The organism is Oceanicaulis alexandrii DSM 11625, assembly GCF_000420265.1.
In the GTDB taxonomy this organism is placed as follows: Bacteria; Pseudomonadota; Alphaproteobacteria; order Caulobacterales; family Maricaulaceae; genus Oceanicaulis; species Oceanicaulis alexandrii.
In genome coordinates this window covers 137830-164772 of sequence record NZ_ATUP01000001.1, presented here as the reverse complement: position 1 = coordinate 164772, position 26943 = coordinate 137830, and the positions used below count along the sequence as shown (strand labels likewise).

General features: G+C 62.3%; 23 protein-coding genes. 22 read left to right on the top strand and 1 reads right to left on the bottom strand.

Annotated features, from left to right (window positions below):
- The 14 genes from nuoF to G405_RS0100715 all read left to right on the top strand — a co-directional run bounded on the left by nuoF (position 1) and on the right by G405_RS0100715 (position 15210).
- Entirely contained in the window at positions 1–1308 is a 1308-nt protein-coding gene (nuoF, locus tag G405_RS0100780; protein WP_022699589.1) for an NADH-quinone oxidoreductase subunit NuoF, read from the top strand.
- A gap of 9 nt (positions 1309–1317) precedes the next feature.
- Positions 1318–3429, top strand: coding sequence for an NADH-quinone oxidoreductase subunit NuoG (gene nuoG / locus G405_RS0100775; RefSeq protein ID WP_022699588.1), 2112 nt, complete (start codon positions 1318–1320; stop codon positions 3427–3429).
- Positions 3430–3434: 5 nt separating this feature from the next.
- Positions 3435–4487, top strand: a complete 1053-nt coding sequence (gene nuoH, locus G405_RS0100770; protein WP_022699587.1) for an NADH-quinone oxidoreductase subunit NuoH — start codon at positions 3435–3437, stop codon at positions 4485–4487.
- A 16-nt stretch (positions 4488–4503) separates the two neighbouring features.
- Complete coding sequence (gene nuoI, locus G405_RS0100765) at positions 4504–4992, top strand: NADH-quinone oxidoreductase subunit NuoI (protein WP_022699586.1); 489 nt, start codon at positions 4504–4506, stop codon at positions 4990–4992.
- A gap of 104 nt (positions 4993–5096) precedes the next feature.
- A complete protein-coding gene (locus G405_RS0100760) occupies positions 5097–5705 on the top strand; it encodes an NADH-quinone oxidoreductase subunit J (protein ID WP_022699585.1) in 609 nt (202 codons plus the stop codon).
- Entirely contained in the window at positions 5705–6016 is a 312-nt protein-coding gene (gene nuoK, locus G405_RS0100755; protein ID WP_022699584.1) for an NADH-quinone oxidoreductase subunit NuoK, read from the top strand. Before G405_RS0100760 ends, nuoK begins: the two co-directional genes overlap by 1 nt.
- Before the next feature lie 9 nt (positions 6017–6025).
- Positions 6026–8158: an NADH-quinone oxidoreductase subunit L gene (gene nuoL / locus G405_RS0100750; protein WP_022699583.1), complete on the top strand. Its 2133-nt coding sequence runs from the start codon at positions 6026–6028 to the stop codon at positions 8156–8158.
- Positions 8159–8164: 6 nt separating this feature from the next.
- A complete protein-coding gene (locus tag G405_RS0100745; RefSeq protein WP_022699582.1) occupies positions 8165–9712 on the top strand; it encodes an NADH-quinone oxidoreductase subunit M in 1548 nt (515 codons plus the stop codon).
- 12 nt (positions 9713–9724) lie between these two features.
- Positions 9725–11176 (top strand): NADH-quinone oxidoreductase subunit NuoN, encoded by a 1452-nt coding sequence (gene nuoN, locus G405_RS0100740; RefSeq protein ID WP_022699581.1) that lies wholly within the window; start codon positions 9725–9727, stop codon positions 11174–11176.
- A complete protein-coding gene (locus tag G405_RS0100735; RefSeq protein ID WP_233345968.1) occupies positions 11166–11912 on the top strand; it encodes a biotin--[acetyl-CoA-carboxylase] ligase in 747 nt (248 codons plus the stop codon). Before nuoN ends, G405_RS0100735 begins: the two co-directional genes overlap by 11 nt.
- 24 nt (positions 11913–11936) lie before the next feature.
- Entirely contained in the window at positions 11937–12731 is a 795-nt protein-coding gene (locus tag G405_RS0100730; RefSeq protein ID WP_022699579.1) for a type III pantothenate kinase, read from the top strand.
- Entirely contained in the window at positions 12725–14398 is a 1674-nt protein-coding gene (locus tag G405_RS0100725) for a ribonuclease J (protein ID WP_040704865.1), read from the top strand. Before G405_RS0100730 ends, G405_RS0100725 begins: the two co-directional genes overlap by 7 nt.
- An 18-nt stretch (positions 14399–14416) precedes the next feature.
- Positions 14417–14857, top strand: coding sequence for a methylmalonyl-CoA epimerase (gene mce, locus G405_RS0100720; protein WP_022699577.1), 441 nt, complete (start codon positions 14417–14419; stop codon positions 14855–14857).
- A complete protein-coding gene (locus tag G405_RS0100715; RefSeq protein WP_022699576.1) occupies positions 14854–15210 on the top strand; it encodes a DUF1467 family protein in 357 nt (118 codons plus the stop codon). Before mce ends, G405_RS0100715 begins: the two co-directional genes overlap by 4 nt.
- A gap of 3 nt (positions 15211–15213) precedes the next feature.
- Here the strand turns inward: G405_RS0100715 and G405_RS0100710 are convergent, their stop codons facing one another.
- Complete coding sequence (locus G405_RS0100710; protein WP_022699575.1) at positions 15214–16164, bottom strand: DMT family transporter; 951 nt, start codon at positions 16162–16164, stop codon at positions 15214–15216.
- 128 nt (positions 16165–16292) lie between these two features.
- Here G405_RS0100710 and proS point away from each other — a divergent pair, with 128 nt between their 5' ends.
- From proS to frr, 8 genes are all read left to right on the top strand, one after another.
- Positions 16293–17621 carry a proline--tRNA ligase gene (proS, locus tag G405_RS0100705; RefSeq protein WP_022699574.1) on the top strand — a complete coding sequence of 443 codons (1329 nt, stop codon included), beginning with the start codon at positions 16293–16295 and terminating at the stop codon, positions 17619–17621.
- Complete coding sequence (locus G405_RS0100700; protein ID WP_022699573.1) at positions 17618–18961, top strand: lipoprotein-releasing ABC transporter permease subunit; 1344 nt, start codon at positions 17618–17620, stop codon at positions 18959–18961. Before proS ends, G405_RS0100700 begins: the two co-directional genes overlap by 4 nt.
- The gene (locus G405_RS0100695; protein WP_022699572.1) at positions 18954–19643 is read left to right on the top strand and encodes an ABC transporter ATP-binding protein; all 690 of its coding nucleotides are present in this window, start codon (positions 18954–18956) and stop codon (positions 19641–19643) included. Before G405_RS0100700 ends, G405_RS0100695 begins: the two co-directional genes overlap by 8 nt.
- Before the next feature lie 317 nt (positions 19644–19960).
- Positions 19961–23413, top strand: a complete 3453-nt coding sequence (gene dnaE / locus G405_RS0100685) for a DNA polymerase III subunit alpha (RefSeq protein WP_022699570.1) — start codon at positions 19961–19963, stop codon at positions 23411–23413.
- A 253-nt stretch (positions 23414–23666) separates the two neighbouring features.
- Positions 23667–24512, top strand: coding sequence for a 30S ribosomal protein S2 (gene rpsB / locus G405_RS0100680; protein ID WP_022699569.1), 846 nt, complete (start codon positions 23667–23669; stop codon positions 24510–24512).
- A gap of 34 nt (positions 24513–24546) precedes the next feature.
- Positions 24547–25488, top strand: coding sequence for a translation elongation factor Ts (gene tsf / locus G405_RS0100675; RefSeq protein WP_022699568.1), 942 nt, complete (start codon positions 24547–24549; stop codon positions 25486–25488).
- Positions 25489–25590: 102 nt separating this feature from the next.
- Positions 25591–26328 (top strand): UMP kinase, encoded by a 738-nt coding sequence (gene pyrH, locus G405_RS0100670; RefSeq protein WP_028284439.1) that lies wholly within the window; start codon positions 25591–25593, stop codon positions 26326–26328.
- A gap of 19 nt (positions 26329–26347) precedes the next feature.
- Positions 26348–26905: a ribosome recycling factor gene (gene frr / locus G405_RS0100665; protein ID WP_022699566.1), complete on the top strand. Its 558-nt coding sequence runs from the start codon at positions 26348–26350 to the stop codon at positions 26903–26905.
- The last annotated feature ends 38 nt before the right edge of the window (positions 26906–26943 follow it).

The following is a 26943-nucleotide window of genomic DNA, read 5'->3' as shown; positions in this document are numbered from 1 at the left end:
ATGACCCAGCTATTGCAGGATCAAGACCGGATCTTCACCAACCTCTATGGCCGCCATGACTGGCGCCTTGAAGGCGCGAAGCAACGCGGTCACTGGAACGCCACCAAGGACATTCTGGATCAGGGCCGGGACTGGATCATCGACGAGATGAAGAAGTCCGGTCTGCGCGGCCGCGGCGGCGCGGGCTTCCCGACCGGTCTGAAATGGTCGTTCATGCCCAAGGAAGTGGGGGCTCGCCCGCACTATCTGGTGGTGAACGCTGACGAATCCGAACCGGGCACCTGTAAGGACCGGGAGATCATGCGCAATGATCCCCAGACCCTGATCGAGGGCTGCCTGATCGCGTCTTTCGCCATGCAGGCGCACGCTTGCTACATCTATATCCGCGGTGAGTACCAGTTCGAGCTGGGCCGGATGGAAGCCGCCATCAAGGAGGCGTATGACGCCAAGCTGATCGGCAAGGACAATGTCCATGGCTGGGATTTCGATCTCTACATCCACCACGGCGCCGGCGCTTACATCTGCGGCGAGGAAACCGCGCTGCTCGAAAGCCTGGAAGGCAAGAAGGGTCAGCCGCGCCTGAAGCCGCCATTCCCGGCGAACGCCGGCCTGTATGGCGCGCCGACGACTGTGAACAACGTGGAATCCATCGCCGTCGCGCCGACCATTCTGCGCCGCGGCGCGGACTGGTTTGCAGGCTTTGGCCGCGAGGGCAACGCCGGCACCAAGGTGTTCTCGATCTCGGGCCATGTGAACGCGCCGTGTAATGTCGAAGAGGTGATGAGCATCCCGCTCAAGACCCTGATCGAGACCCATTGCGGCGGCGTGCGCGGCGGCTGGGACAATCTCAAGGCGGTCATTCCGGGCGGTTCGTCCGTGCCATTGCTGCCGAAAGAGATCTGCGACGACGTGCTGATGGATTTCGATGCTCTGAAAGAGCACAAATCGGGTCTGGGCACGGCGGCGGTGATCGTGATGGACAAGTCCACCGATCTCGTCAAAGCGATCGCGCGCATCTCGTATTTCTACAAGCACGAGAGCTGCGGCCAGTGCACGCCGTGCCGTGAAGGCACCGGCTGGATGTGGCGCGTGCTTGATCGCATGTCCCGCGGCGAAGCGGAGACGAGCGAGATTGACGATCTTCTGGACGTCGCCGGCCAGGTGGAAGGCCACACCATCTGCGCGCTCGGCGATGCGGCGGCCTGGCCGGTTCAGGGTCTGATCCGCCATTTCCGTTCCGAGATCGAAGATCGCATCAACAACTACCGCGCCGGCAAGCCGGTGTTCACGCCCCAGGCTGCGGAGTAGGAACCAGACATGTCTGATAATCTGCGCACCATCGTGATCGACGGCGAGGAAGTCACCGTCCCCAACGATTACAACCTGCTTCAGGCGTCCGAAGCGGCAGGCCGGGAAATCCCGCGCTTCTGTTATCACGAGCGTCTGTCTGTGGCGGGCAACTGCCGCATGTGCCTGGTGGAGCTGGTGGGCGCGCCCAAACCCGTCGCCTCCTGCGCCTTCCTGGTGCGCGACATGCGCGGCGGGCCCAATGGCGAGCCGCCGCAAATGCGTACGCTCAGCCCGCTGGTGAAAAAGGCGCGCGAGGGTGTGATGGAGTTCCTCCTGATCAACCACCCGCTCGACTGCCCGATCTGCGACCAGGGCGGCGAATGCGACCTTCAGGACCAGTCCCTGGCCTATGGCCGCTCCGGTTCCCGCTTTGACGAGAACAAGCGCGCGGTCGAAGAAAAATACATGGGTCCGCTGATCAAGACGGAGATGACCCGCTGCATCCAGTGCACGCGCTGCGTCCGTTTCTCCACCGAGATCGCGGGCGTGCCCGAGCTGGGCGCGATCGGCCGTGGCGAGAACATGGAGATCACCACCTATCTGGAACAGTCCATGACGTCCGAACTGTCGGGCAATGTCATCGATCTGTGCCCGGTGGGCGCGCTGACCTCTCGCCCCTACGCCTTCAATGCGCGTCCGTGGGAGCTGACCAAGACCGAGACCATCGACGTGATGGACGCGCTTGGCTCCAACATCCGCGTCGACAGCCGCGGCGGCGCCGTGCTGCGCATCATGCCCCGCCTGCATGACGACGTGAATGAAGAGTGGATTTCCGACAAGTCCCGCTTTGTGTGGGATGGCCTTGGTCGCCAGCGTCTGGATCGCCCGTTCGCCAAGAAAGACGGCAAGCTCGCGCCGATCGATTGGGATGAAGCCCTGACCATTGCCGAAGAGAAGCTCTCAGGCGACGCGTCCAAAATCGGCGTCATCGCCGGCGATATGAACGATGTCGAGGGACTCTACGCCGCGAAAGAGCTGTTTGATGCGCTTGGCGTCAAATCTATCGACGCGCGTCAGGACGGCTCGAAACTCGGCGCCGGTCCGCGCGAAAGTTATCTTTTCAACTCCACGATCAAGGGCATTGATCAGGCCGACGCCATTCTCATCGTCGGCGCCAATCCGCGCGTGGAAGCGGCGGTGATGAACGCCCGCATCCGTCAGCGCTGGCTGACCGGCAAGTGCGAGATCGGCGTCATCGGCGAAGCCCACGACCTGACCTATGACTATGCCCATGTGGGCGAGGGCGCCAAAGACCTCGCAGCTCTTGGCGGCAAGCGCTCGGGCTTCATCAAGACCCTGAAAGACGCCGAGCGTCCGATGATTATTCTGGGCGCTGGCGCGCTGGCGCGTGAAGATGGCGCGCAGGTGCTGCGCGCGGCGGGCGAACTCGCGGACAAGATCGGCGCAGTGAAAGACGGCTGGAACGGCTTTAACGTGCTGCATACGGCGGCGAGCCGCGTCGGCGCGCTTGATCTCGGCTTCGTGCCGGGCGAAGGCGGCCGCGACACCACCGCCATTCTTGAGGGCGCGGCGTCGGACGACGTGGACACCGTCGTGCTTCTGGGCGCGGACGAGATCGACATGGCCAAGCTGGGCTCCGCCTTCGTGATCTATGTGGGCCACCATGGCGAAAAAGGCGCGCAACGCGCGGATTTGGTATTGCCGTCCGCAGCTTACACCGAAAAACCGGGCCTTTACGTGAACACCGAAGGCCGGGTTCAGATGGCCGAACGCGCTGTGTTCCCCAAGGGCGAGGCGAAAGAGGACTGGGCCATCTTCCGCGCTCTGTCCGCACGCCTTGGCAAGACGCTGCCATATAACGACTTGAACGCTTTGCGCGCCAAGCTGATCGGGGATCATGAGATCCTGGGCCAGATTGACCACGCACCGGGCGCTCTGAATTCGGCTGAATTCAAACCGGCCGAGCTGGGTGAGGCGGGCGATGTGTCCGACGCGCCGTTCACGAGCGCGGTCACCGACTTCTACTTTACCAATTCGATCGCGCGGGCGTCCAAGACCATGGCTGAGTGTTCAGCTGCGGCGACGGCGGCGCGGCAAACCCTGCAAGCGGCGGAGTAGGGCGCATGTACGATTTCGTCACTCAATGGGGACCGCTCTGGGGCACGCTGGCGTCTGTAGGCCAGATCCTGGGCTTCATGGTCGTCTTGCTGCTGTCGCTGGCCTTCCTGCTGCTGATGGACCGCAAGGTCTGGGCAGCGGTTCAGATGCGCAAAGGCCCCAACACGGTCGGCGCGTTCGGCCTGCTGCAGTCCTTTGCGGACTTCATCAAGTTCGTCCTGAAGGAAATCATCGTGCCCGCCGGCGCGGACCGGCCGCTGTTCATTCTGGCGCCGCTTCTGACGCTGACTTTCGCCTTTATCACCTGGGCGGTGATCCCGGTCGCCCCGGGCTGGGTCATCTCGGACCTGAATGTCGGCATCCTTTATATCTTCGCCATCAGCTCGCTGGGCGTTTACGGCATCATCATCGGCGGTTGGGCGTCCAACTCGAAATATCCGTTCCTGGGCGCCATGCGCTCGGCGGCGCAGATGGTGTCCTATGAGGTCTCCATCGGCTTCATTCTGGTGACCATCCTTCTCATGGTCGGCAGCATGAACCTGACCGATATCGTCGAGGCGCAGGCCGGCGGGTTCTGGAACTGGCATGTGCTGTCGTTCGACATGTTCCCGGTCCCGGTGTTCGTGATCACCATTCCGATGTTCGTGATGTTCTTCATCTCGGCGCTGGCGGAAACCAACCGTCCGCCGTTTGACCTTCCCGAAGCGGAATCCGAACTGGTAGCCGGTTATCAGGTGGAATACTCCTCCACCCCGTATCTGCTGTTCATGATCGGCGAATATCTCAACATCGTTCTGATGTGCGCCCTCATGACCGTCCTGTTCATGGGCGGCTGGCATGCGCCGTTTGATATCGTTCCGTTCACCTGGGTTCCCCCGGTGTTCTGGTTCGCGATCAAGGTGGTTCTCTTCTTCTTCATGTTCGCCATGGTCAAAGCACTGGTGCCCCGGTACCGCTATGACCAGCTGATGCGTCTGGGCTGGAAAATCTTCCTGCCCACCTCGCTGGCCGCCGTGGCGCTTATGGGCGGCATCGTCGCCTACTCGAACGCTGGTTAAGGGCTAAGGATCTGACATGAGCCGGATTGCACAAACCCTGCGCGGCGCCGCCCTGATGGACTTCTGGGGCGCGTTCGCACTTGGCATGCGGTACTTCTTCCGCAAGAAGCCGACCATCAACTATCCCTTTGAAAAGGGACGTCTGAGCCCGCGCTTCCGCGGCCAACACGCGCTGCGCCGCTACGCCAATGGCGAAGAGCGCTGCATCGCCTGCAAGCTGTGTGAAGCGGTTTGCCCGGCGCAGGCGATCACCATTGAAGCCGAACCGCGCGAGGACGGCTCGCGCCGCACCACGCGCTATGACATCGACATGACCAAATGCATCTATTGCGGATATTGCCAGGAGGCATGCCCGGTGGATGCAATCGTTGAGGGGCCGAATTTCGAATTCGCCACCGAAACCCGCGAAGAGCTCTACTACGACAAAGCCAAGCTCCTCGATAACGGCGACCGGTGGGAACGTGAAATTGCGCGGAACCTCGAACTCGACGCGCGCTACCGTTAACGCTATCACGGCGCGCGACTCCATACCGGGGCTGGGGATTCTCTCCCGCTCCACTTGATCTCAGTCCGGCGAGCCTCAGCTCGTCGCCCGTAAGGGGGGCAACAGTGCTGTCAGCAGCGGCCTTCTACATTCTCTCAGCGACCGCCGTGTTCTCCGCCTTGATGGTGGTGATCGCCAAGAACCCGGTTCGAGCGGTGCTGTTCTTGATCCTCGCCTTCTTTTCGGCGGCGGGGCTGTTCGTCCTTCTCGGGGCCGAGTTCCTGGCGATGATCCTGGTCATCGTCTATGTGGGCGCGGTTGCGGTGCTCTTCCTGTTCGTGGTGATGATGCTCGACATCGACTTCGCCCAGCTCAAGGAAGGCTTCATCAGTCACGCGCCGCTCGGCGGCCTGGTGGCCATCGCGCTCGCCGGCATTCTGGCGACCACGGGGCTGGGCTGGGTCAGCGCCGACAGCGCCAGCTCCGCCCTGCAATCGCCGACGCCGGACGACATGACCAATGTCGCCGCCTTGGGCGCGCTCATTTATGACCGCTACGTGTTCTTCTTCCAGCTTGCGGGCCTCGTGCTGCTGGTCGCCATGGTCGGCGCCATTGTGCTGACCCTGCGCCATCGCGACGGCGTCAAGCGCCAGGACATGCACGCTCAGGTCAATCGCAAGCGCGAAGACTCCGTCGAGATCGTCGACATCAAAAGCGGCGAGGGGATTGGCTGATGCTTGAAGTTGGTTTGGGTCATTATCTCGCCCTGGCGGCGATCCTGTTCACCATTGGCGTTTTCGGCATCTTCGTGAACCGAAAGAACGTCATCATTCTTCTGATGTCGATCGAGCTGATCTTGCTGTCTGTGAACATCAACATGGTCGCGTTTTCCGCCCATCTGGGCGATCTGACCGGCCAGGTCTTCGCCATGTTCATTCTTACGGTCGCGGCCGCCGAAGCGGCGGTCGGTCTCGCCATTCTCGTCGTCTTCTTCCGCAACCGCGGCGATATCGCGGTTGATGACGTCAACCTGATGAAGGGCTAGCGCACGGTCATGGCTTATATCGTCGTCTTCGCCCCGCTTCTGGCGGCCATCATCGCCGGTCTGCTGCAAAAGCAGATTGGGGACCGTCTGGCCCAGATCCTGACCACCGGCGCCACCATCGCGGCGGCGCTCGGCTCTGTCGTGCTGTTCTTTGACGTCGCGGTCGGCGGCAACGCCCGCACGATCGAGCTGGCGCAATGGATGGCGGTCGGTAATTTCGAGATCAACTGGGCGATCCGCCTGGACACGCTGTCGGCGGTCATGCTGGTCGTGATCACGTCGGTGTCCTCGCTGGTGCACGTCTATTCATGGGGTTACATGTCCCATGATCCGCACCGCGCGCGGTTCTTCGCCTATCTGTCGCTGTTCACCTTCGCAATGTTGTCGCTGGTGACGGCGGACAATTTCATCCAGATGTTCTTCGGCTGGGAGGGCGTGGGGCTCGCCTCCTACCTCTTGATCGGGTTCTGGTACCAGAAAGAGAGCGCCACCAGCGCCGCCATCAAGGCGTTCGTGACCAACCGCGTCGGCGATTTCGGCCTCGCGCTCGGCATCATGGCGATCTATCTGGTGTTCGGGTCGTTGCAGTTTGATGAGGTGTTCGCCCAGGTTCCGGGCATGGTGGATGAAACCATCGCCTTCTTCGGCATGAATTTCAAAGTGCTCGAACTGATCGGCTTCCTGCTGTTCATCGGCGCCATGGGCAAGTCTGCACAGTTCTTCCTGCACGTCTGGCTGCCCGACGCGATGGAAGGCCCGACGCCTGTGTCCGCGCTGATCCACGCCGCCACCATGGTGACGGCGGGCGTGTTCCTGGTGTGCCGCGCCTATCCGATCTTCGAACTGGCGCCCAACACCTCCGCCTTCATCACCTTTATCGGCGCGTCGACGGCTTTATTCGCGGCGACCGTGGGGCTGGCGCAGAACGACATCAAGCGCGTGATTGCGTACTCGACCTGTTCGCAGCTGGGCTACATGTTCTTCGCGGCGGGTCTGGGGCTGTATTCGGCGGCCATGTTCCACCTGTTCACGCACGCCTTCTTCAAGGCGCTTCTGTTTCTCGGCGCAGGCTCGGTCATTCACGGCCTGCATGACGAGCAGGACATGCGCAATATGGGCGGCATCTACAAATTGCTGCCGGTCACCTGGATCATGATGATCATCGGCACGCTGGCGCTGACGGGCGTGGGCATTCCGCTCCTGGGGATCGGCTTCGCCGGGTTCTACTCCAAGGATATGATCATCGAGGAAGCCTTCATGATGGGCCAGGACGGCGTCGCCTTCGGCATGTTCGCCTTCTGGATCGGCGTCATCGCGGCAGGCCTGACCAGCTTCTATTCCTGGCGTCTGATCTTCATGACCTTCCACGGCAAGCACCGCGGCAAGGAAGAGGTGCTCAAGCACGCCCATGAAAGCGGTCCCGTCATGGTGATCCCGCTGGTGCTGCTGGCCATCGGCGCCTTGTTCGCCGGCATGGCGTTCAAGTCCGATTTCGTCGGCAAGGGCGCTCTGACCTTCTGGGAGGAAAGCCTGCCGGCCGGACCTTACGCTGAAGGCAATTACGGTCATCTGGTCGAAGGCTATGGCCAGAGCCACGCCGACGAGCATGGCGTCGAGCTGAGCGAGGCGGAAGCCGCCTCGCTGGAAGCGGCCATGTCCGACGATGAGGCCCATTCGGCTCAGGAACACGCTGTCAGCGCCGCTGATGATCATGGCGATGCTCATGATGGCGAGCATGCCGGGCACCATCCGCCCACCTGGGTGCTGTTTGCGCCTGTGGCGGTGACGCTGCTCGGCTTTGCGCTGGCCTGGTACTATTACATGGCCAATCCTGAGCTGCCGCGCCGTATCGCCGAGAAGAGCGGTCCGCTGCACCGCTTCCTGCTGAACAAATGGTATGTGGACGAGATCTACAACGCCACATTCGTCCGGGCCACGCGCGGTCTGGGGGATCTGTTCTGGAAGTTCGGCGACCAGAAAATCATCGACGGTCTGGGACCGAACGGGATCGCCGCCACGGCGATGTCCTCGGCCCGCCGGATCGCCAAGCTGCAGAGCGGCTATCTCTATCACTATGCATTCGTGATGCTCATCGGGGTCCTCGGACTGGCCCTGTGGCTGATCGCTGGCGCTGGAGCGTAGGGTCTCATGCTCGGTCAACTTCCCATCCTCTCCGCCATCACCTTCCTGCCCGCTCTCGGGGCGGTCGCGATCTTGCTGCTGCGCGCCCTGATGCGCAGCGAGGAAAGCGCGGTGCTGGACCGCAACGCCAAGGGCGTCGCGCTGTTCGTGTCGCTCTTTGTCTTTGCGTTGTCGCTCCTGCTGGTGGCTGAATTTGATTCCTCACAGGCTGGCTTCCAGTTCGTGGAAAACCTGCCCTGGCTGCCCGCGCTCGGCATCTCCTACAAGATGGGCGTGGACGGCATTTCGGTCCTGTTCGTGGTGCTGACGGCGTTCCTGATGCCGATCTGCATCCTGTCGAGCTGGAAGCTGGACAAGCGCGTCGCCGATTACATGGCCGCCTTCTTGCTGCTTGAGACCCTGGTCATCGGCGTGTTCTGCGCGCTCGACATGATCTTGTTCTACATCTTCTTTGAAGGCTCGCTGATCCCGATGTTCCTGATCATCGGCGTCTGGGGCGGTCAGAACCGGATCTACGCGGCGTTCAAATTCTTCCTCTACACCTTCATCGGCTCGGTTCTGATGCTGGCGGCGATGATCGTGATGTTCGTCCAGGTCGGCACCACCGATATCGAGGTGCTGCTGGCGCATCCCTTCGCCCGTGATCTTCAGATCTGGCTGTGGCTGGCCTTCTTCGCGTCCTTTGCGGTGAAGATGCCGATGTGGCCGGTGCACACCTGGCTGCCGGACGCCCACGTGCAGGCGCCGACGGCGGGCTCTGTGATTCTGGCGGGCATCTTGCTGAAGCTTGGCGGCTACGGCTTCCTGCGCTTCTCGATCCCGATGTTCCCGAACGCCAGCGACTTCTTCGCGCCGATGGTGTTCGTGCTGTCGATCATCGCCATTGTCGTCACCTCGCTGATCGCTTTCCGTCAGACCGACATCAAGAAGCTGATCGCCTATTCGTCCGTGGCTCATATGGGGTTTGTAACCCTGGGCATCTTCACGATGACCGAGCTCGGCGTGCAGGGCGCGATCTTCCAGATGCTCAGCCACGGCGTCATTTCCGCTGCGCTCTTCTTGTGCATCGGCGTGATCTATGACCGCTTCCACACCCGCGAGATCTCCTTCTACGGCGGCCTCGTGCACAAGATGCCGGTGTTTGCGGCCGTGTTCGGCCTGTTCGCCATGGCCAATGTCGGGCTTCCGGGCACGTCGGGCTTCATTGGCGAGATCATGACCATGACCGGCGCCTTCCAGGTGGATCCGCGGGTCGCCGCCGGCGCTGCGCTCGGCGTGATCTTCTCGGCGGTCTACATGCTGGTCGCCTACAAGAAAGTCGTCTTCGGCGTGATCACCAATCCCAAGCTTGAAACCGCGACCGACCTCAATGGCCGCGAATGGATCAATCTGGGCGTTCTGGCCGTGCTGGCGGTGTATTTCGGTTTCTTCTCGACGCCGATCACCGACACCACTCGCGCCTCCGTGGACCAACTCATTCAGCACTACCAGTCCGCGCAGACGGTCGAGGCGATCGCCTCTGACGTCGCGCCGGCTGAAACCGCTGCGCACTAGCAAGGACAGGTCATGACTGTTTCGACGCTGCTCGCCGACCTTCAACTGCTGACGCCGGAGCTTCTGCTCTCTGTCGGCGCCATGGCGCTCTTGCTCATCGGGGTCTACACCAAGGGCGAGGCCAAGGCGGCCCAACGCATCATGACGCTGGCGACGGCGCTGTTGATCGTGGCGGCTGGCGTGTCGGTCTGGATGGCGCAAAGCCCGGGCGGCACGGCCTTTCACGGCGCGTTCGTGCTCGATTCCTTCTCCATGTACGCCAAGACGGCTGTGTATCTCGCCGGTGCGGTGGCTCTGGTGCTGGCGGGGCATTACCTGCGCGCCGAACAGCTCGCCCGGTTTGAATACCCGGTCCTGGTGACGCTCGCCGTCACCGGCATGAGCGTGATGGTGTCAGCCAACGACCTGATCACGCTTTATCTGGGCCTGGAGCTGCAATCTCTGGCGCTCTACGTGCTTGCTGCGTTCAACCGCGACTCCCTGCGTGCGTCCGAAGCGGGCCTGAAATACTTCGTGCTGGGCGCGCTCAGCTCGGGTCTGCTGCTGTACGGCTCGTCTTTGGTTTACGGCTTCTCAGGCTCCACCGCATTTGACGCCATCGCTGTCGCGGCGGCTGAAGGCGGCCAGAATATGGGTCTGCTGTTCGGCCTGGTCTTCGTGATCGCCGGTCTGGCCTTCAAGGTGTCCGCTGCGCCGTTCCACATGTGGACGCCGGATGTGTATGAAGGCGCGCCCACTCCGGTCGCCGCCTTCTTCGCCACCGCGCCGAAACTGGCGGCCATGGTGCTGCTGGCCCGCGTTCTGATGGAGCCGTTCGGCCCGATGACCGAGCAATGGCAGCAAGTCACCATGGTGATGGCGGTGCTGTCGATGGCGTTCGGCTCGTTCGGCGCGCTGATGCAGTCCAACATCAAACGCCTGATGGGCTACTCCTCCATCGGCAATATGGGCTATGTGCTGGTCGGTCTGTCCGCCGGCACCGCGCTCGGCCTGTGGTCGGTGCTGTTCTACATGACGCTGTACGTGATCGGCGTCGCCGGCGCGTTCGCCGTCATCCTCTCCATGCGTCGCTCTGAGGGCATGGTGGAGCGGATCGAGGATCTGGCCGGTCTGTCGCAGACCCGCCCGGCGCTCGCCTGGTCTATGACAGCCCTGATGTTCTCCATTGGCGGCATGCCGTTCATGATCGGCTTCTTTGGCAAGCTCTTCGTGTTCTATGCGGCGGTGCAGGCGGGTCTGATCTGGCTGGTCATTCTGGCGGTGCTCTTCTCCACCGTGTCGATCGCGTACTATCTGCGGGTCATCAAGGTGATCTGGTTTGACGAGCCCAATGGCGATTTCCTGCCGGCGCCGGCCGGTCCGGCCATCGTGTCGCGTCTGGCGGCTCTGGTGGCGGTGTCCATGCCGGTCGTGGGCGTGATCATCGCGCTCGTGGTCAATGCCGGGGCAGGCATTGGCGGCTAAGCCCGGCCTGCCGATCACCTATTTCGACACGCTGGACTCCACCAACGAGGAAGCCAAACGTCAGGCGATGGCGGGCGCAACGGGTCCGCTCTGGATCGTTGCGCATCGTCAGAGTTCAGGGCGAGGGCGCCGGGGGCGCGTCTGGACCTCGACACCGGGCAATCTCTTCGCAACCGGGCTCTACCGGCTTGATTGCGAGCCGGCGCGGGCCGCCCAGCTGTCCTTTGCGGCGGCTTTGGCGGTCGGTGATCTGTGCGCCAGTGTTCTGGACCCTGACCGCGTCCGCCTGAAATGGCCCAATGACGTCCTCGTGGGCGGACGCAAGATCAGCGGCATCTTGCTGGAATCCGGCCAGCATGCGAACGGCGGGCTGTGGCTGGCGGTCGGCATCGGCGTGAATCTCAGCCACCACCCTGAAGACTCCGAGCGCCCGGCCACGGATCTGCGCGCTCAGGGCGCTGAACTCAGCGTGGAGGACGCCGCTGAACGTATTTCCCAACGCTTTGACCATTGGCTGAACCGATGGGCTCAGGATGGGTTCACGCCGATCCGTGAAGCCTGGCTGTCGCGCGTTCACGGATTGGGCGAACGCTGCGTCGTCCGACTGGAAACCGAAACCCTGGAGGGCGTGTTCGCCGATCTGGGGCCGGACGGCTCGCTGCGACTTGATTTGAAAGATGGCGGTCGGCGCTTTATCTCCGCTGGTGACGTTTTTTTCCCCGGCGCTTCAACCTGATGCGCCGCTCCAAGGAGCCGGTCCATGCTTCTCGCGATTGATTGCGGCAACACCAACACGCTGTTCGCCGTGCATGACGGCGATGACTGGCGCGCGCAATGGCGCACCGCGACCCATTCCACGCGCACGGCGGATGAATATGCTGTCTGGTTGCAGCAACTGCTTCAACTTCAGGGGCTTGATCTTAAAGACTTAAAGGGTTGCGTGATCTCTTCCGTGGTGCCGCAATCGCTGTTCAACCTGCGCAATCTGGCGCGGCGCTATGTGGGCGCTGATCCTGTGGTTGTGGGCGATGCGCATGTGGATCTGGGCGTGGGCGTGAACCTGCCGCGTCCCGAGGAAGCGGGCGCAGACCGTCTGGTGAACGCGCTTGGCGGCCGGGTGCGGTATGACGGCGCGATGATCATCGTGGATTCCGGCACGGCCACGACCTTCGACGTGGTCTCCGCCGATGGTAATTTTGAAGGCGGGGTGATCGCGCCGGGCATCAACCTCTCCATGCAAGCGCTGCATCAGGCTGCGGCGCGACTGCCGCGCATCGCAATCGAGAAACCTCAACGGGTTATGGGCAGGGATACCGTCGGCGCCATGCAGTCGGGCGTGTTCTGGGGCTATGTCGATCTCATCGACGGGCTTGTGACGCGGCTCAAAGCCGAGTACGGCCAGCCCATGACCGTTATTGCTACTGGCGGCGTTGTTTCCCTGTTTGAGGACGCGGCGCGCACAATCGACCATTACGACCCTGATCTGACCATGCGGGGCCTTCTGGAAATCTGGAAACGTAACGCGCCTCAAGGCGAGGGGATTCACGCATCGTGAGCCAGACTGACAACGCATTGTATTTCGTCCCGCTCGGCGGCTCCGGCGAGATCGGGATGAACCTGAACCTTTATGGCTATGGTCCCGAAGAAGATCGCAAATGGATCATACTCGATTGCGGGGTGACCTTTGGCGACCTGACCACGCCGGGCGTGGACATCATCACCCCGGATCCGCGCTTCATCGCGGAGCGCAAGCACCAGCTACTGGGCATCGTGCTGACCCACGCCCACGAAGACCATATGGGCGCGGTGGCGCATTTGTGGCGTCAGCTGGAATGTCCGATCTACGCGACGCCGTTCACGGCCTGGTTGATGCGCGATCGTTTGGCCGAGCATGGCCTGCTCGATCAGGTGGCGCTGCACGAGATCGACCTGCACACGCGGTTCGAGCTGGGCCCGTTCGACATGCAGCTGGTGACGCTGACCCACTCCATCCCCGAACCCAATGGCGTGATCATCCGCACGCCGGTCGGCACGGTGCTGCACACCGGCGACTGGAAGATCGATCCCGAACCGCTGATCGGCGCTTCGACCGATGTCGCCGCGCTGGAAGCGGCGGGCGAAGAGGGCGTGATGGCGATGGTGTGCGACAGCACCAATGTCTTCACCGAAGGGGAATCCGGCTCTGAAAGCGATGTGCGCGACAACCTGATCGAGCTCGTCGGCAAGCAGACGGGCCGCGTGGCCATCGCGGCGTTCGCGTCCAATGTCGCGCGCCTTGAAACCGCGATCCGCGCAGGCGAAGCCAATGGGCGTCGCGTCTGCCTGGTGGGCCGGTCCATGCACCGGATGACCCAGGCCGCGAAAGCGGTCGGTCTTCTGGCCGATTGCCAGCCCTTCATCGAGGAAGAGGAGATCGGCTATTTCCCGCCCGACAAGATCTTGCTGCTGTGCACAGGCTCTCAGGGCGAACCGCGCGCCGCACTGTCGCGCATTGCTGAGGGATCACATCGCAATGTCACGCTAAATAAAGGTGACAGCGTGATTTTCTCCTCCCGGATTATTCCCGGAAACGAACGCGGGATCTTTGATCTGATGAACCGTCTGGCCGAGCGCGGCGTGGACATCATCACCGAGCGCGACGAGCATATCCACGTCTCGGGCCACCCCTGCCGGGACGAATTGCGCCAGATGTACGCCTGGGCCAAGCCCACCACCGCGATCCCGGTGCATGGCGAATATCGCCATCTGGTCGAGCACGCCCAGCTGGCGCGTGACCTTCAGGTGCCCAACGCCGTGGTGCCGCGCAATGGCTCGATCATTCGCATCACCCAGGACGGCGCCTCCATCGTGGATGAAGCGCCTGCGGGGCGCCTTCATGTGGACGGCAATTTCCTGACCGAGGCGGATGCGGAATCCATCAAGGAGCGCCGCCGTCTGGCCTATAATGGTCATCTGACCGTCGCCGCCGTACTGGCGGACGGCGAGCTGGTGTCAGAAATTGATGTGCGCGCCATGGGCGTGGCGTCCACCCATGCCTATGACCTTGATGACTTCCTGGATGATCTGGCGGAGGCGGCGGACACCGCGTTCAAACGCCTGGATCGTCGGGCGCGCAAGGATCCGGGCGCGGTTGAAGAAGCGATCCGCCGCGGCGTGCGGCGGGAGGCGAGCCGGATCTGGGGCAAGAAACCCCATGTGGAAGCCATTATTCTCACGGTTTGATAAGCACGGAGAGTCGTCATGAAGCTGGGACGTTTGAACCATGTGGGCGTTGCGACGCCGGATGTGGACGCCGCTGCGGCGGTCTATGCCGAGCTTTATGGCGCGACCGAGCGGACCGAAACCAAGGATTTCCCGCATCTGGGCGTCCGGGTGGTGTTTGTGACCTTGCCGAACATGCAAATCGAGCTGATCGAGCCTCTGGGCGAGGCGAGCCCGATCCACAAATACCTCGAAAAGAACCCCAAGGGCGGTCAGCACCATATGTGCTTTGAGGTCGAGGACATCGTCAAAGCGCGTGACGCCATGGTGGAGCGCGGCGCGACGGTGCTCGGGACCGGAGAGCCTTATATCGGCGCCCATGGGGTGCCAGTGATCTTCGTCCATCCCAAGGACACAGGCGGCGTGCTGGTCGAGCTGATGCAGGACCCGGCGCTATACCAGGGCGAGGCGGACCATTGAGGCGCTATGCGGAATACGCCCTTCTGGGCCTGGTCTTTGTGATCTGGATCGCGCAGGGCTTTTTGCCCGACCGTGGCGTGGGTCTGGTCACTGGCGTGGTGATCTTCCTGATTTCCTGGTGGATGCTGTTTCTGGGCGTTTTGCCGCTCAAGGTCCGCGGGCAGTTTGAAGATGATGATGTGGTCGAAGGCTCCGAGCCCGGCGCGCCCGTATCGCCTCGCATCAAAGAGAAGATGTGGCTCGCCACCGTTTTGACTGCGGGAGTGTGGCTGGTCCTGTTCACGATCCTTGAATTTGGCCTGGTCGATCTGGACTCCCTGACCTGGGGGCCGAGCTATATCGAGTACGACTAGCGATCAGTCCTCCTCTGGAGTCTCGCTGTCATCTGACATGCTGGCGTGCTCCCAGCTCATCAGCATGACGCCTGAAAACACCACCGCGAAGCCGGCCAGGTGCACCCAGGCGAACGCCTCGCCAAGCAGGATGTAGGATAGAACAAGCGCGGACACCGGCATCACGCCCATGAACGCCGCTGCGGTCGCGCCTTCGGCTTTCTGAACGCCCGCATACCAGAGCCAGCTGCCCAGTGCGAGGGTGCCCACGCCATACCAGACCAGCGCGGTCCAGACGCCGGCGTCAAAGTCGGACGGCGTGAATGACGGCCATTGCCAGACCGCCAGCGGAACAAAGAGCGGAATGGAGAGCGCCGACGCCAGAAAGGCCACCAGCACAGGGTCCATGCTCTTGGTCAGAGTCTTGCCCAGAAGCGTATAGGCGCTTTCGCAACACACCGCTGCGAACACCAGAACGACGCCCCAGAGCGAGCCGCCAGTTTCAGCGCCAGAGCCGCCCAGTTGCAAGATCAGGACGCCTGAAACAGCGCAGCCAATCGCGACCAGCTTGCGCCAGGTGGATCTGTCTCCCAGAAACGCCATGGAGGCGGCGGCCGTCACCGCTGGCGTGGTGCTCATCACCACGGCGCCCGTCACGCCGGATGCGAGCCGCATGCCGTAGAGCATGAAGGCGGAAAAACCTACCATGCCGAAGAGAGCGATGAAGCCGATCCGCACCCAGTCGGCCGTCGCGATGTCGCGGACGGTGTCACGGCGTCGCCAGGCGAGGGGCGCCAGAAACACCGCGCCCAGTCCCACACGGAACAAAGAGGCGATGAACACAGGCGCAGCCTGGGTGACGATCTTGCTGACGGGCGTGGCCGATCCGAACATCGCCATGCCTGCGATCAGTTGCGTGATCGTGAGCGCTTTTTGAGAGGTTTGGCTGTCAGAAGAGGCGGGGCGTTCGCTCATTAGGAGTGATCCGGCGTTTGGCGTATGAGTTCAGTGAGGCGGGGCGGGTCTGCATGGCTTGTCCTTCTCCAACGCTAAGTCTAATCGTTGGGTTCCCGCTGTTTTCATAGTCGCCGGATTCTTGCCCCATGCGCCTGTCCCGTTTTTTCCTGCCTGTTTTGAAGGAAACCCCTTCTGACGCGCAGATCGTCTCTCATCAGCTCATGTTGCGCGCCGGCATGATCCGCCAGGAAGCGGCGGGGATTTACGCCTGGTTGCCGCTCGGGCTGCGGGTGCTGCGCAAGATCGAAAATATCGTGCGCGAGGAACAGAACCGCGCCGGCGCGATCGAGCTTTTGATGCCGACCTTGCAGCCGGCGGATCTGTGGCGTGAGAGCGGGAGATATGACGATTACGGCAAGGAGATGCTGCGCATTGTCGACCGCCATGAGCGCGATCTTCTGTACGGTCCGACCAATGAAGAGATGATCACGGAGATCTTCCGCGGCTATTGCCGGTCCTACAAGGACTTGCCGAAGATCCTCTATCATATCCAGTGGAAGTTCCGCGACGAGATCCGCCCCCGCTTTGGCGTGATGCGCGGCCGCGAATTCCTGATGAAGGACGCCTATTCCTTCGACCTGGATTACGACAGTGCTGTAAAGGCTTACAATAAAATGTTTGTGGCCTACCTGAACACGTTTGCGCGTATGGGCCTCAAATCCGTGCCGATGCGGGCGGACACCGGCCCGATTGGCGGCAAGCTGTCGCACGAATTCATCATCCTGGCCGAAACCGGTGAGAGCGAAGTGTTCTGTGACGCCCGGCTGGTGGACATGCCCGCGCCGGGTGAGGTCGATTTTGACGGTGATCTTCAGCCGCTGGTCGACGAGCGCACCGCGCTCTACGCCGCCACCGAGGAAATGCACGACGCCGCGCGCTTTGAAGCGGAAGTGCCGCAAGAGCGACGCGTTTCCGCGCGCGGCATCGAAGTGGGCCATATCTTCAATTTCGGGACCAAGTATTCTGACCCGATGAAGGCGTTGGTCACCGGGCCGGACGGCAAGGACACGGCGGTTCATATGGGCTCTTACGGGGTCGGCGTGTCGCGTCTTCTGGGCGCGATCATCGAAGCCAGCCATGACGAGAACGGCGTGATCTGGCCTGATGCCGTCGCGCCGTTCGGCGCAGGCGTGATCAATATGCGCGCGGGCGACGAGGCGTGCGACGCCGCGTCCAGTGATGTCTACGCCAAGCTCGACGCAGCCGGGCTTGAGCCGCTTCTGGACGACACCAATGAGCGCGCAGGCGCGAAATTCGCCACCATGGACCTGATCGGCGTGCCGTATCAGGTGGTCATCGGTCCGCGCGGCCTGAAAGAGGGCAAGGTCGAGGTGAAGATTCGCGCCTCTGGCGAGCGCCATGAGCTCAGCCTTGAAGACGCCGTCAATCGCCTGGTGGAGGGCGCGTTCAAGTGAGCTCTGACGCCGCGTCAACAGTAGCGCCTGATACGCCGCCATCCTCAGGCGCGGCGCCGTTCTCCGGCTATGAATTCATGCTGGCGTTCAAGTATCTGCGCGCCCGCAAGAAACATGGCGGCGTGACGCTGATCTCGGTGATCTCGTTTGTGGGCATCATGTTGGCGGTCGCGGTGCTGATCACGGTCATGAGCGTGATGAACGGGTTCCGGCACGAGCTTCTGACGCGGCTTCTGGGCGTTCAGCCTCATATCTATGTTTATGTCCCGTCTGAGCAGGGTGAGGCGGCGCTGACGCTGGCGGACCGGATTCGCGAGCTGGAGGGCGTGCGCCAGGCAGGCCCGGTTGCGACCGGACAAGCGCTGGTGACGTCAGGGCGATCCGCCGCCTTTGCGCAGGTGTCCGGCGTCCGGCCTGACGATCTCGCGCGTTTTGATTTGATCACCGGCGCGCAAGGCGCGGATGCGGTCGGCGGCGGGCTTGTGTCTGGCTCGATTGATGATTTCGGGGCGGGGCGTAATGGCGGCGACGTGATCATCATGGGCACGGTCATGGCCGCTCAGCTCGGCGTTGGCGTAGGCGACCAGGTGACCCTGGTGTCGCCCCAAGGCGCCACCACCGCGCTCGGCATGACGCCGCGCTCCAAGCGTTACACCATTGGCGGGCTTCTGAGCGTGGGGGTTCAGGACCTGGACCAGATCCTCATCTACATGCCGCTTGACCAGGCGGCGCTGTTTTTCAATCGGCCCGCTCAGGGCGATTATATCGACGTCCGTATCGCCGATCCCGATGCGCCCGAACCGGTGATCGAGGCCATCCGCGCCATCGCGCCTGAGGGCAGCGTCATGTTTGACTGGCGGCGGCAGAACCAGGCGTTCTGGAACGCCTTGCAAGTCGAGCGGGTCGCCATGCGGCTCATTCTTTCGGCCATCGTGCTGATCGCCGCGATGAACATCATCTCCGGTCTCGTCATGCTGGTGAAGAACAAGACCCGCGACATCGCCATTTTGCGCACCATGGGCGCCAGTCAGGGCGCCATCATGCGTATTTTCCTCATCGCCGGGGCGGCGGTGGGCGTGCTGGGCACGCTGGCCGGCATCGCCCTGGGATTGCTGGCGGTGATCGGCATTGGCCCGATCCAGGATTTCGTGTCCTGGGCCAGCGGCGTCAACGTGTTCGACCCCAGCGTCTATTCGCTCTATCGCCTGCCGGCGCGGCTCGATTGGGGCGAGGTGGCGTTCGTGTCCTTCTGGGGGGTGTTCGCGTCCCTGGTGGCCACGCTGGCGCCGTCCTGGCGCGCGGGCCGCATCGATCCTGTGGAGGCGCTCCGCTATGAGTAAGCCAGCGCTCTCCCTAAAGGGCATCACGCGCATTTATGAAACCGAGGGCGAGCGGCTGGAGGTTCTGACCGACGCCGATCTCGACCTCAATCCCGGCGAGCTCGTGGGGCTGGTGGGGCCGTCTGGCTCAGGCAAATCCTCGCTGCTTCATGCGGCGGCGTTGCTTGAGGCGCCCAATGCCGGCGAAGTCTGGATCGGCGGTCAGAACGGGCTGGCGCTGTCGGAGCGCGACCGGACGGCGTTGCGCCGCCGTGAGGTGGGGTTCGTCTATCAATTTCATCATTTGCTGCCTGAACTGGACGCTCTGGATAATGTCGCCTTGCCGCGCATGATCTCTGGAACCAGCCACAAGGTCGCACGTGAGGCGGCGGAGACCCAATTGACCGCTTTGGGATTGGGCGGGCGCTTGCGCCATCGTCCCGGGCAGTTGTCAGGGGGCGAGCAGCAGCGGGTCGCGATTGCACGGGCTCTGGTGAACGAACCGCGCATTCTGCTGGCGGACGAGCCTACGGGCAATCTTGATCCCGCCACATCCGATCAGGTGTTTGAAGCGCTCGCGCACGCGTGTCGCGGGGCCGGGGCGGCGGCGTTGATCGCCACGCACAATCACGAGCTGGCGTCGCGCATGGATCGCGTCGTAACGCTGGATCGCGGCCGCGTCGTCCCGTTCACGAGCGCCTGACGCGCCTCCAATTCCGTTCTCCAAGTGTTCCAAGTTGCGGGTTTTCCGCAGCTTTTCAGATCGAATCAAAAACGACTTGACGGTCGGAACAAAAGCAGAAAATATGCAATGGAACAAAACAGGAATAACTGCTTTAGACGCAGTTGATCAAGGAGTTGTCCCCATGCGTAACCTGATTGAAGACATGACGTCCGCCGCTGTGATCGTAGGCTTCATCGCTGTGGCTCTCAGCCTGTCCGCCGCAATCGCAGGCTGACCTCGGCGCCGGACGGGCGCTAGAATGAAGCGGTGAGTCCGCCAGATCTGGAGCGCCCGTCGTGAGCGATGCCCCCTTCGTCCATTTGCGTGTCCGGTCGCCATACTCCTTGCTGGAGGGGGCGATCCGGATCAAGGAGACGGCGGCGCTATGCAAGACCTTCTCCATGCCGGCGGCGGCGATCACCGATTCCAACAATCTGTTTGGCGCGCTCGAATTTTCTGAAGTGCTGTCGGATGAGGGCGTCCAGCCCATCACCGGCGTGACGCTGTCGGTTCAGGTCGAAGCGCCGCGTCCGGGCGAACGGGCGAAGCCGGACGGTACGCTGGTGTTGTTGGCGCAATCCCAAGAGGGCTACGCCAATCTGATGAAGCTGTCTTCGGCGGCTTATCTTGACGTCGCCGCTACGGATGAGCCTCATGTGCCGATTGAAAAGGTGCTGGAGCTGAGTGAAGGTCTGATCTGTCTGACGGGCGGATTTGACGGCGCGCTGAACCGTTTTCTCTGCACAGGGCGGGACGGGCAGGCGCAGGCCCTTCTGGAACGCTTGCGCGCGAGCTTTCCCGATCGCCTGTATCTCGAACTTCAGCGTCACGGGCGTGCGGACGACGTCACCGCCGAGTCCTGGCTGGTCGACCAGGCTTATGCCCTGGACCTCCCGCTGGTGGCGACGAACGAGCCGCATTTCCCGAAGCCTGAATTCTATCAGGCCCATGATGCGCTGCTGTGCATCTCCGAAGGCGCCTATGTCAGCATGGATGACCGGCGCAAGCTGACCGCCGAACATGACTTCAAATCCGGCGCTGCGATGGCGGAGCGCTTCTCCGACCTGCCTGAAGCGATTTCCAATACGATTGAGATCGCCCGGCGTTGTTCCTTCCGGCCGCGCACCTCCAAGCCGATCCTGCCGCGCTTCCCCACCCAAGGCGATCGCAACGAGGCTGAGGAGTTGCGCGCCCGGGCGACTGAAGGTCTGGAAGACCGGCTGGTCAAAATCGAAATGGCCGATACGCGAGAGGCGTATTTCGAGCGCCTGGATTACGAGCTCGGCGTTATCGAACGCATGGGGTTTCCGGGCTACTTCCTGATCGTGTCTGACTTCATCCAGTGGGCGAAATCCCAGGACATTCCTGTGGGGCCGGGACGGGGGTCGGGCGCGGGGTCTCTGGTCGCCTGGGCGCTGACCATCACCAATCTTGATCCGCTGCGGTTCGGTCTGCTTTTTGAGCGCTTTCTGAACCCCGAACGCGTGTCCATGCCGGACTTTGACGTGGACTTCTGTCAGGATCGCCGCGGCGAGGTGATCCGGTATGTGCAGGAGCGCTACGGTCAGGACCGGGTAGCGCAGATCATCACCTTCGGCACCCTGCAGGCGCGCGCGGTGGTGCGCGATGTGGGCCGGGTGCTGCAATTGCCGTTCGGTCTGGTGGACCGGATCGCCAAACAGGTGCCCAACAATCCCGCGCAACCTGTCACTCTGGCGGAAGCGGTCAAGACCGAGCCCAAGCTGCAGGAGATGCAGCGCACCGACGACATGGTCGATCAGCTCATCACCGTGGCTTTGCAATTGGAAGGCTTGTTTCGCAACGCCTCCACCCACGCCGCGGGCGTGGTGATCGGCGACCGGCCGCTCACAGATCTGGTCCCGCTCTACCAGGATCCGCGCTCGGACCTGCCCGCCACGCAGTTCAACATGAAATGGGTCGAGCCTGCGGGTCTTGTGAAGTTTGACTTTCTGGGGTTGAAAACCCTCACCGTGATCGCGCGTGCGCTGAGCTATATTGAAAGCGCGGGACTTGCGCGTCCGGACATGGACGAGATCAGCCTGGAGGATCCCGCCACGTACGAGCTTCTGGGCGCTGGATCCTCCATCGGCGTGTTCCAGCTTGAAAGTACGGGCATGCGCGACACGCTGCGCAAGCTCAAGCCTGACACTATCGAGGACATCATCGCGCTGATCTCGCTTTATCGGCCGGGCCCGATGAAGAATATCGACGTCTATGTGGACCGCAAATTCGGGCGCAAGAAGCCCGATTACCTGCACAAGGACCTCGAGCCTGTCCTGAAGGAGACCTACGGGGTCATCATCTACCAGGAACAGGTGATGCAGATCGCCCAGATCCTGTCCGGCTATTCTCTTGGAGAGGCCGACCTTCTTCGCCGCGCCATGGGCAAGAAGAAGAAGGAGGAGATGGACAAGCAGCGCGTGCGCTTCAATGAGGGGGCTGAAAAGCGCGGCGTTTCCAAGGATAAGGCCAATTACATCTTTGACCTGGTGGCTGAGTTCGCCGGTTACGGCTTTAACAAGTCACACGCCGCCGCCTACGCTCTGATCGCCTATCAGACGGGGTGGCTGAAAGCCAATCATCCCGCCGCCTTCATGGCCGGTCTGATGAGCCTTGATAGCGCCAACACCGAGAAGCTTGCGGTTTTCTTCCAGGAATCCAAACGCATCGGTCTTGAGGTCCTGCCGCCGGATGTGAATGCGTCGGAAGCGGATTTCGCGCTTGAAGACGGTCATATCCGGTACGCCCTCGGCGCTATTCGCAATGTGGGCTATGCGGCGATGGAACATGTGGCCGAAGTGCGTCGCAGGGGCGGGCCTTACAAGGACGTGTTTGATTTCGCCGAGCGGGTGGATCCGCGTCAGGTGAACAAGCGCGCGTTTGAAAACCTCGCTCGCGCCGGCGCGTTTGACACCCTGGAGCCCGACCGCGCCAAGGCGCTGGCCTCCGCTGAAATGCTGTTGTCCGTGTCCCAGAACGCCCAGTCCGAACGCGACAGCGCGCAGGCCTCCCTGTTTGGCGGGGGCGGGGAGTCTGGCGGCGCCAGGCTTGAGCGCCCCATTCTGCCTGACCCTGAGCCCTGGGATCCGGTTCGGCGTCTTGATGAAGAGCTCGCCGCCATCGGGTTCTACCTGTCCGGTCACCCGCTTGATGACATGATGCCGGCCCTGGCCCGGCGCGGCGTGGTGGTTTTTGCAGACCTGCCGTCCAAGGCCGCCGAGGGCGCACGCGCCGCGCGGCTCGCCGCCGTGGTGCGCCGCCGTCAGGAAAAGGTGTCTCAGCGTTCGGGCGAGAAATTCGCGTTCGTCACGCTGTCTGACCCTTCAGGGGAGTTTGAGGCGCTGGTTCCGCCGAAAGTGCTGCGAGAAATTCGCGAGGTGATCGAACCGGGCGCGTCAGTGCTGGTGAACGCCAAGATCGAGGCGCAGGATGAAGGGCTTCGCCTGATCATTGACGGTGCCGACACGATCGACCCCTTTGCGGCTGAGCATATTGGTCAGGGGCTCAAGATCCGTCTGGGGCAATCAGGCGCGCTCGAGCCCTTGCGCAAGCGCATCGACCGGGCCGATGGCCGGGAGGGCGCCGTGAAAGGCTCCATCCATCTGATCGTGCCTTTGTCTGACGGACGTCTCGCTGAAGTGCGGCTTCCCGGACGTCATGCGGTCGACCCGGCGGCCCGGGCTGCGGTGAAAGCGGTCGCCGGCGTTTTGGAGGTGGAGACGCTGTAAGCTGCACCTCTGGGCGTCCTTGGCCTCAGAAATGACAGTTCAAGCGGCAGGCAGAGGCGGAAAGTCCGCTCTCATGGCTTGCAGCTTTGGGCTGCTGCCCGTATAAGCGCGCCCGATCCCGCACGCGGAGCTTCGGCTTTTCAGGTGAAAAGTCGCTCCGGTGCCGCAAGTCATGTCTGACGCCCAAGCTGGATGTCAGATGAGGCGAGCGGCTCCGCTCCGCGGAGGCCAACCGGAAAAAGGACCTAAAATTATGGCTCTTCCTGATTTCTCCATGCGCCAGCTGCTCGAAGCCGGCTGTCACTTCGGTCACCAGACCCACCGCTGGAACCCGAAGATGAAAGATTACATCTTCGGCGAACGCGCCAACATCCACATCATCGACCTGTCGCAGACCGTTCCGCTGCTGCACCAGGCGCTGGTGAAGGTGCGTGAAGTCGCCGCCAAAGGCGGTCGCGTTCTGTTCGTGGGCACCAAGCGCCAGGCCGCCGAGCCGATCTCTCTGGCCGCGTCGCGCTGTGCGCAATACTACATGAATCACCGTTGGCTGGGCGGCACGCTCACCAACTGGCAGACCATCTCCAAGTCCATCGCGCGTCTGCGCGAGCTGGAGACCCTGCTGGACGCCGAAGGCGGCCCGACCGGTCTGACCAAGAAAGAAATCCTGATGCTGACCCGCGAGCGTGAAAAGCTCGAGCGTTCCCTGGGCGGCATCAAGGAAATGGGCGGCACGCCGGACCTGATGTTCGTGATCGACACCAACAAGGAGTCCATCGCCATTCAGGAAGCCAAGCGCCTGAACATCCCGGTCGTGGCCATCCTGGACACCAATTGCGACCCGGATCCGATTGATTTCCCGATTCCGGGCAATGACGACGCCTCTCGCGCCCTGTCGCTGTATTGCGACCTGATCGCGGACGCCGTGCTGGACGGCATCGCCGACAGCCAGGCCGCTCTGGGCATGGATCTGGGCGAATCTGAAGCGCCGAGCGAAATGGCTCTGGGCGTGGACGAGAGCGAAGCCGCTCCGACCGAAGAACCCGCCGCCGAAGCCGCGCCCGCTGCTGCGGAAGCGCCGGCTGAAGACGCCAAATCCTAATAGCGCCAAACGCGCGATCCAAGGAGACCTCCCCATGGCTCAGATCACCGCCGCTCTCGTCAAAGAGCTTCGCGACAAAACCGGCGCCGGCATGATGGACGCCAAGAAGGCGCTTGTGGAAGTTGACGGCGACATGGAAGCCGCCGTCGACTGGCTTCGCAAGAAAGGCCTGTCCAAAGCCGCGAAAAAAGCAGATCGCGTCGCAGCTGAAGGCCTGGTGGCCGTCAAGTCTGAAGACAAAGGCGCTGGCATGGCTGCGTCCGCTGTTGAAGTGAACGCAGAGACCGATTTCGTTGCACGCAACGAAATCTTCCAGAAAGCTGTTGGCGAGATCGCCGCTCTGGCGATCAACGCTGACTCTGTGGACGCGCTGAACGCGGCTCAGATGTCTTCTGGCAAGTCCGTGGCCGACACCATGACCGATCTGATCGCTCAGATTGGTGAGAACATGTCGGTTCGCCGCGCCGCCACCCTGTCTGTGGATCCGGGCGTTGTCGCAGCTTACGTGCACAACGCGGCTGGCGACGGCATGGGCAAGATCGGCGTGCTGGTTGCGCTGAAGTCTGAAGGCGACAAGGCGGTTCTCGCCGAGCTGGGCCGCAAGGTCGCCATGCACGTCGCTGCTGGCTCTCCCGCACCGGCTCTGGCCGTCCATGAGGGCGAGCTGGACCAGACCGTGGTCGAGAAAGAGCGTGAAGTGTTCGCCGGCCAGGCCCGTGAATCCGGCAAGCCTGAGCAGATCATTGAGAAAATGGTCGAAGGCCGTCTGCGCAAGTTCTACGAAGAAGTCGTGCTCCTGAAGCAGGTCTTCGTGTTCGACACCGACAAGACCGTCGCCGAAGCCATCAAGGCGGCTGAAGGCGATGCAGGCGCACCGATCGAACTGACCGGTTTCGTCCGCATGGTTCTGGGCGAAGGCGTCGAGAAAAAAGAAGAAGACTTCGCCGCTGAAGTCGCAGCCGTCGCTAAAGGCTAAAGGTTTCGGCCCGGGCGTGTGAAGTCACGTCCGGGCCGGACTCCATCTGAAGACAGCAATCATGCGGAGTTTGCCGTGACCGACACCGAGGACCGACCGCTCATTACGCCTAAAGGCCCCTATAAACGGGTTCTTTTGAAGGTTTCCGGTGAAGCCCTGATGGGCGATCAGCCCTACGGCATCGACATGACAACTGCAGATCGCATCGCCCGCGAAGTCGGCGAAGCGGTCGAGGCTGGCTACGAGCTGTGCCTGGTGATTGGCGGCGGAAACATCTTCCGCGGTCTGACCGCCGCCGCCAAGGGCATGGAGCGCGCCGCCGCCGACTATATGGGCATGCTGGCGACGGTGATGAACGCGCTGGCCATGCAGACCGCGCTCGAGCGTGTCGGCGTCCAGACCCGCGTCCAGTCCGCCATTCCCATGACCACCGTGTGCGAGCCTTATATTCGCCGCCGCGCTGTGCGCCATATGGAGCGCGGACGCGTCGTGATTTTCGCCGCAGGCACGGGCAATCCGTTTTTCACCACCGACACGGCCGCCGCCCTGCGCGCCGCCGAAATGGGGTGTGACGCCTTGTTCAAAGGCACCAGCGTGGACGGCGTTTATGATGACGATCCGCGTAAAAATCCGCAGGCCAAACGGTTTGAGTCCCTTGACTATATCGACGTTCTGGCGCGCGATCTCAAAGTTATGGACGCCTCGGCGGTGACGCTGATGCGCGACAACCAGATTCCGATCGTGGTGTTCAACATTCGAGAGCAGGGCGGTCTCGCCCGGGTTCTGGATGGCGAGGGCACGTGTACGGTCGTGGGCGGCTCATCCAGCTCAGCCGCATAAATAAAGGGGAGACACGGACATGTCCGGTTTCGACATCAAAGACATCGAGCGCCGCATGGATGGCGCGATTGACGCGCTCAAGAAAGAATTCGCCGGCCTGCGCACCGGTCGCGCTCACGCCAGCTTGCTCGACCCGATCAAGGTTGAAGCCTATGGCGCGCTGACCCCGATCAACCAGGTCGGCAATGTCTCCGTGCCTGAGCCGCGGATGATTACGATTTCGGTCTGGGACAAAACTCTGGCCGGCGCTGTGGAAAAGGCGATTCGCAACTCCTCGCTGGGCCTGAACCCGGTCTCCGAAGGCGAAACCCTGCGCATTCCGATTCCGCCGCTCAATGAAGAGCGCCGCGTCGAGCTGGCCAAGACCGCCGGCTCCTACGCGGAAAACGCCCGGGTCGCCGTGCGCAATGTGCGACGCGACGGCATGGATCAGCTCAAGCGCGACGAAAAAGACAACGAGATCAGCGAAGACCAGCACAAGAAGCTGGCTGACCAGATCCAGAAACTGACCGACGCCAAAGTGGCGTCCATCGACACCCTGCTGAAGACCAAGCAGGACGAGATCACTCAGGTCTGATGGGACGGGCGCCCGCCCTAGGGCGGCGCCCTGTAACG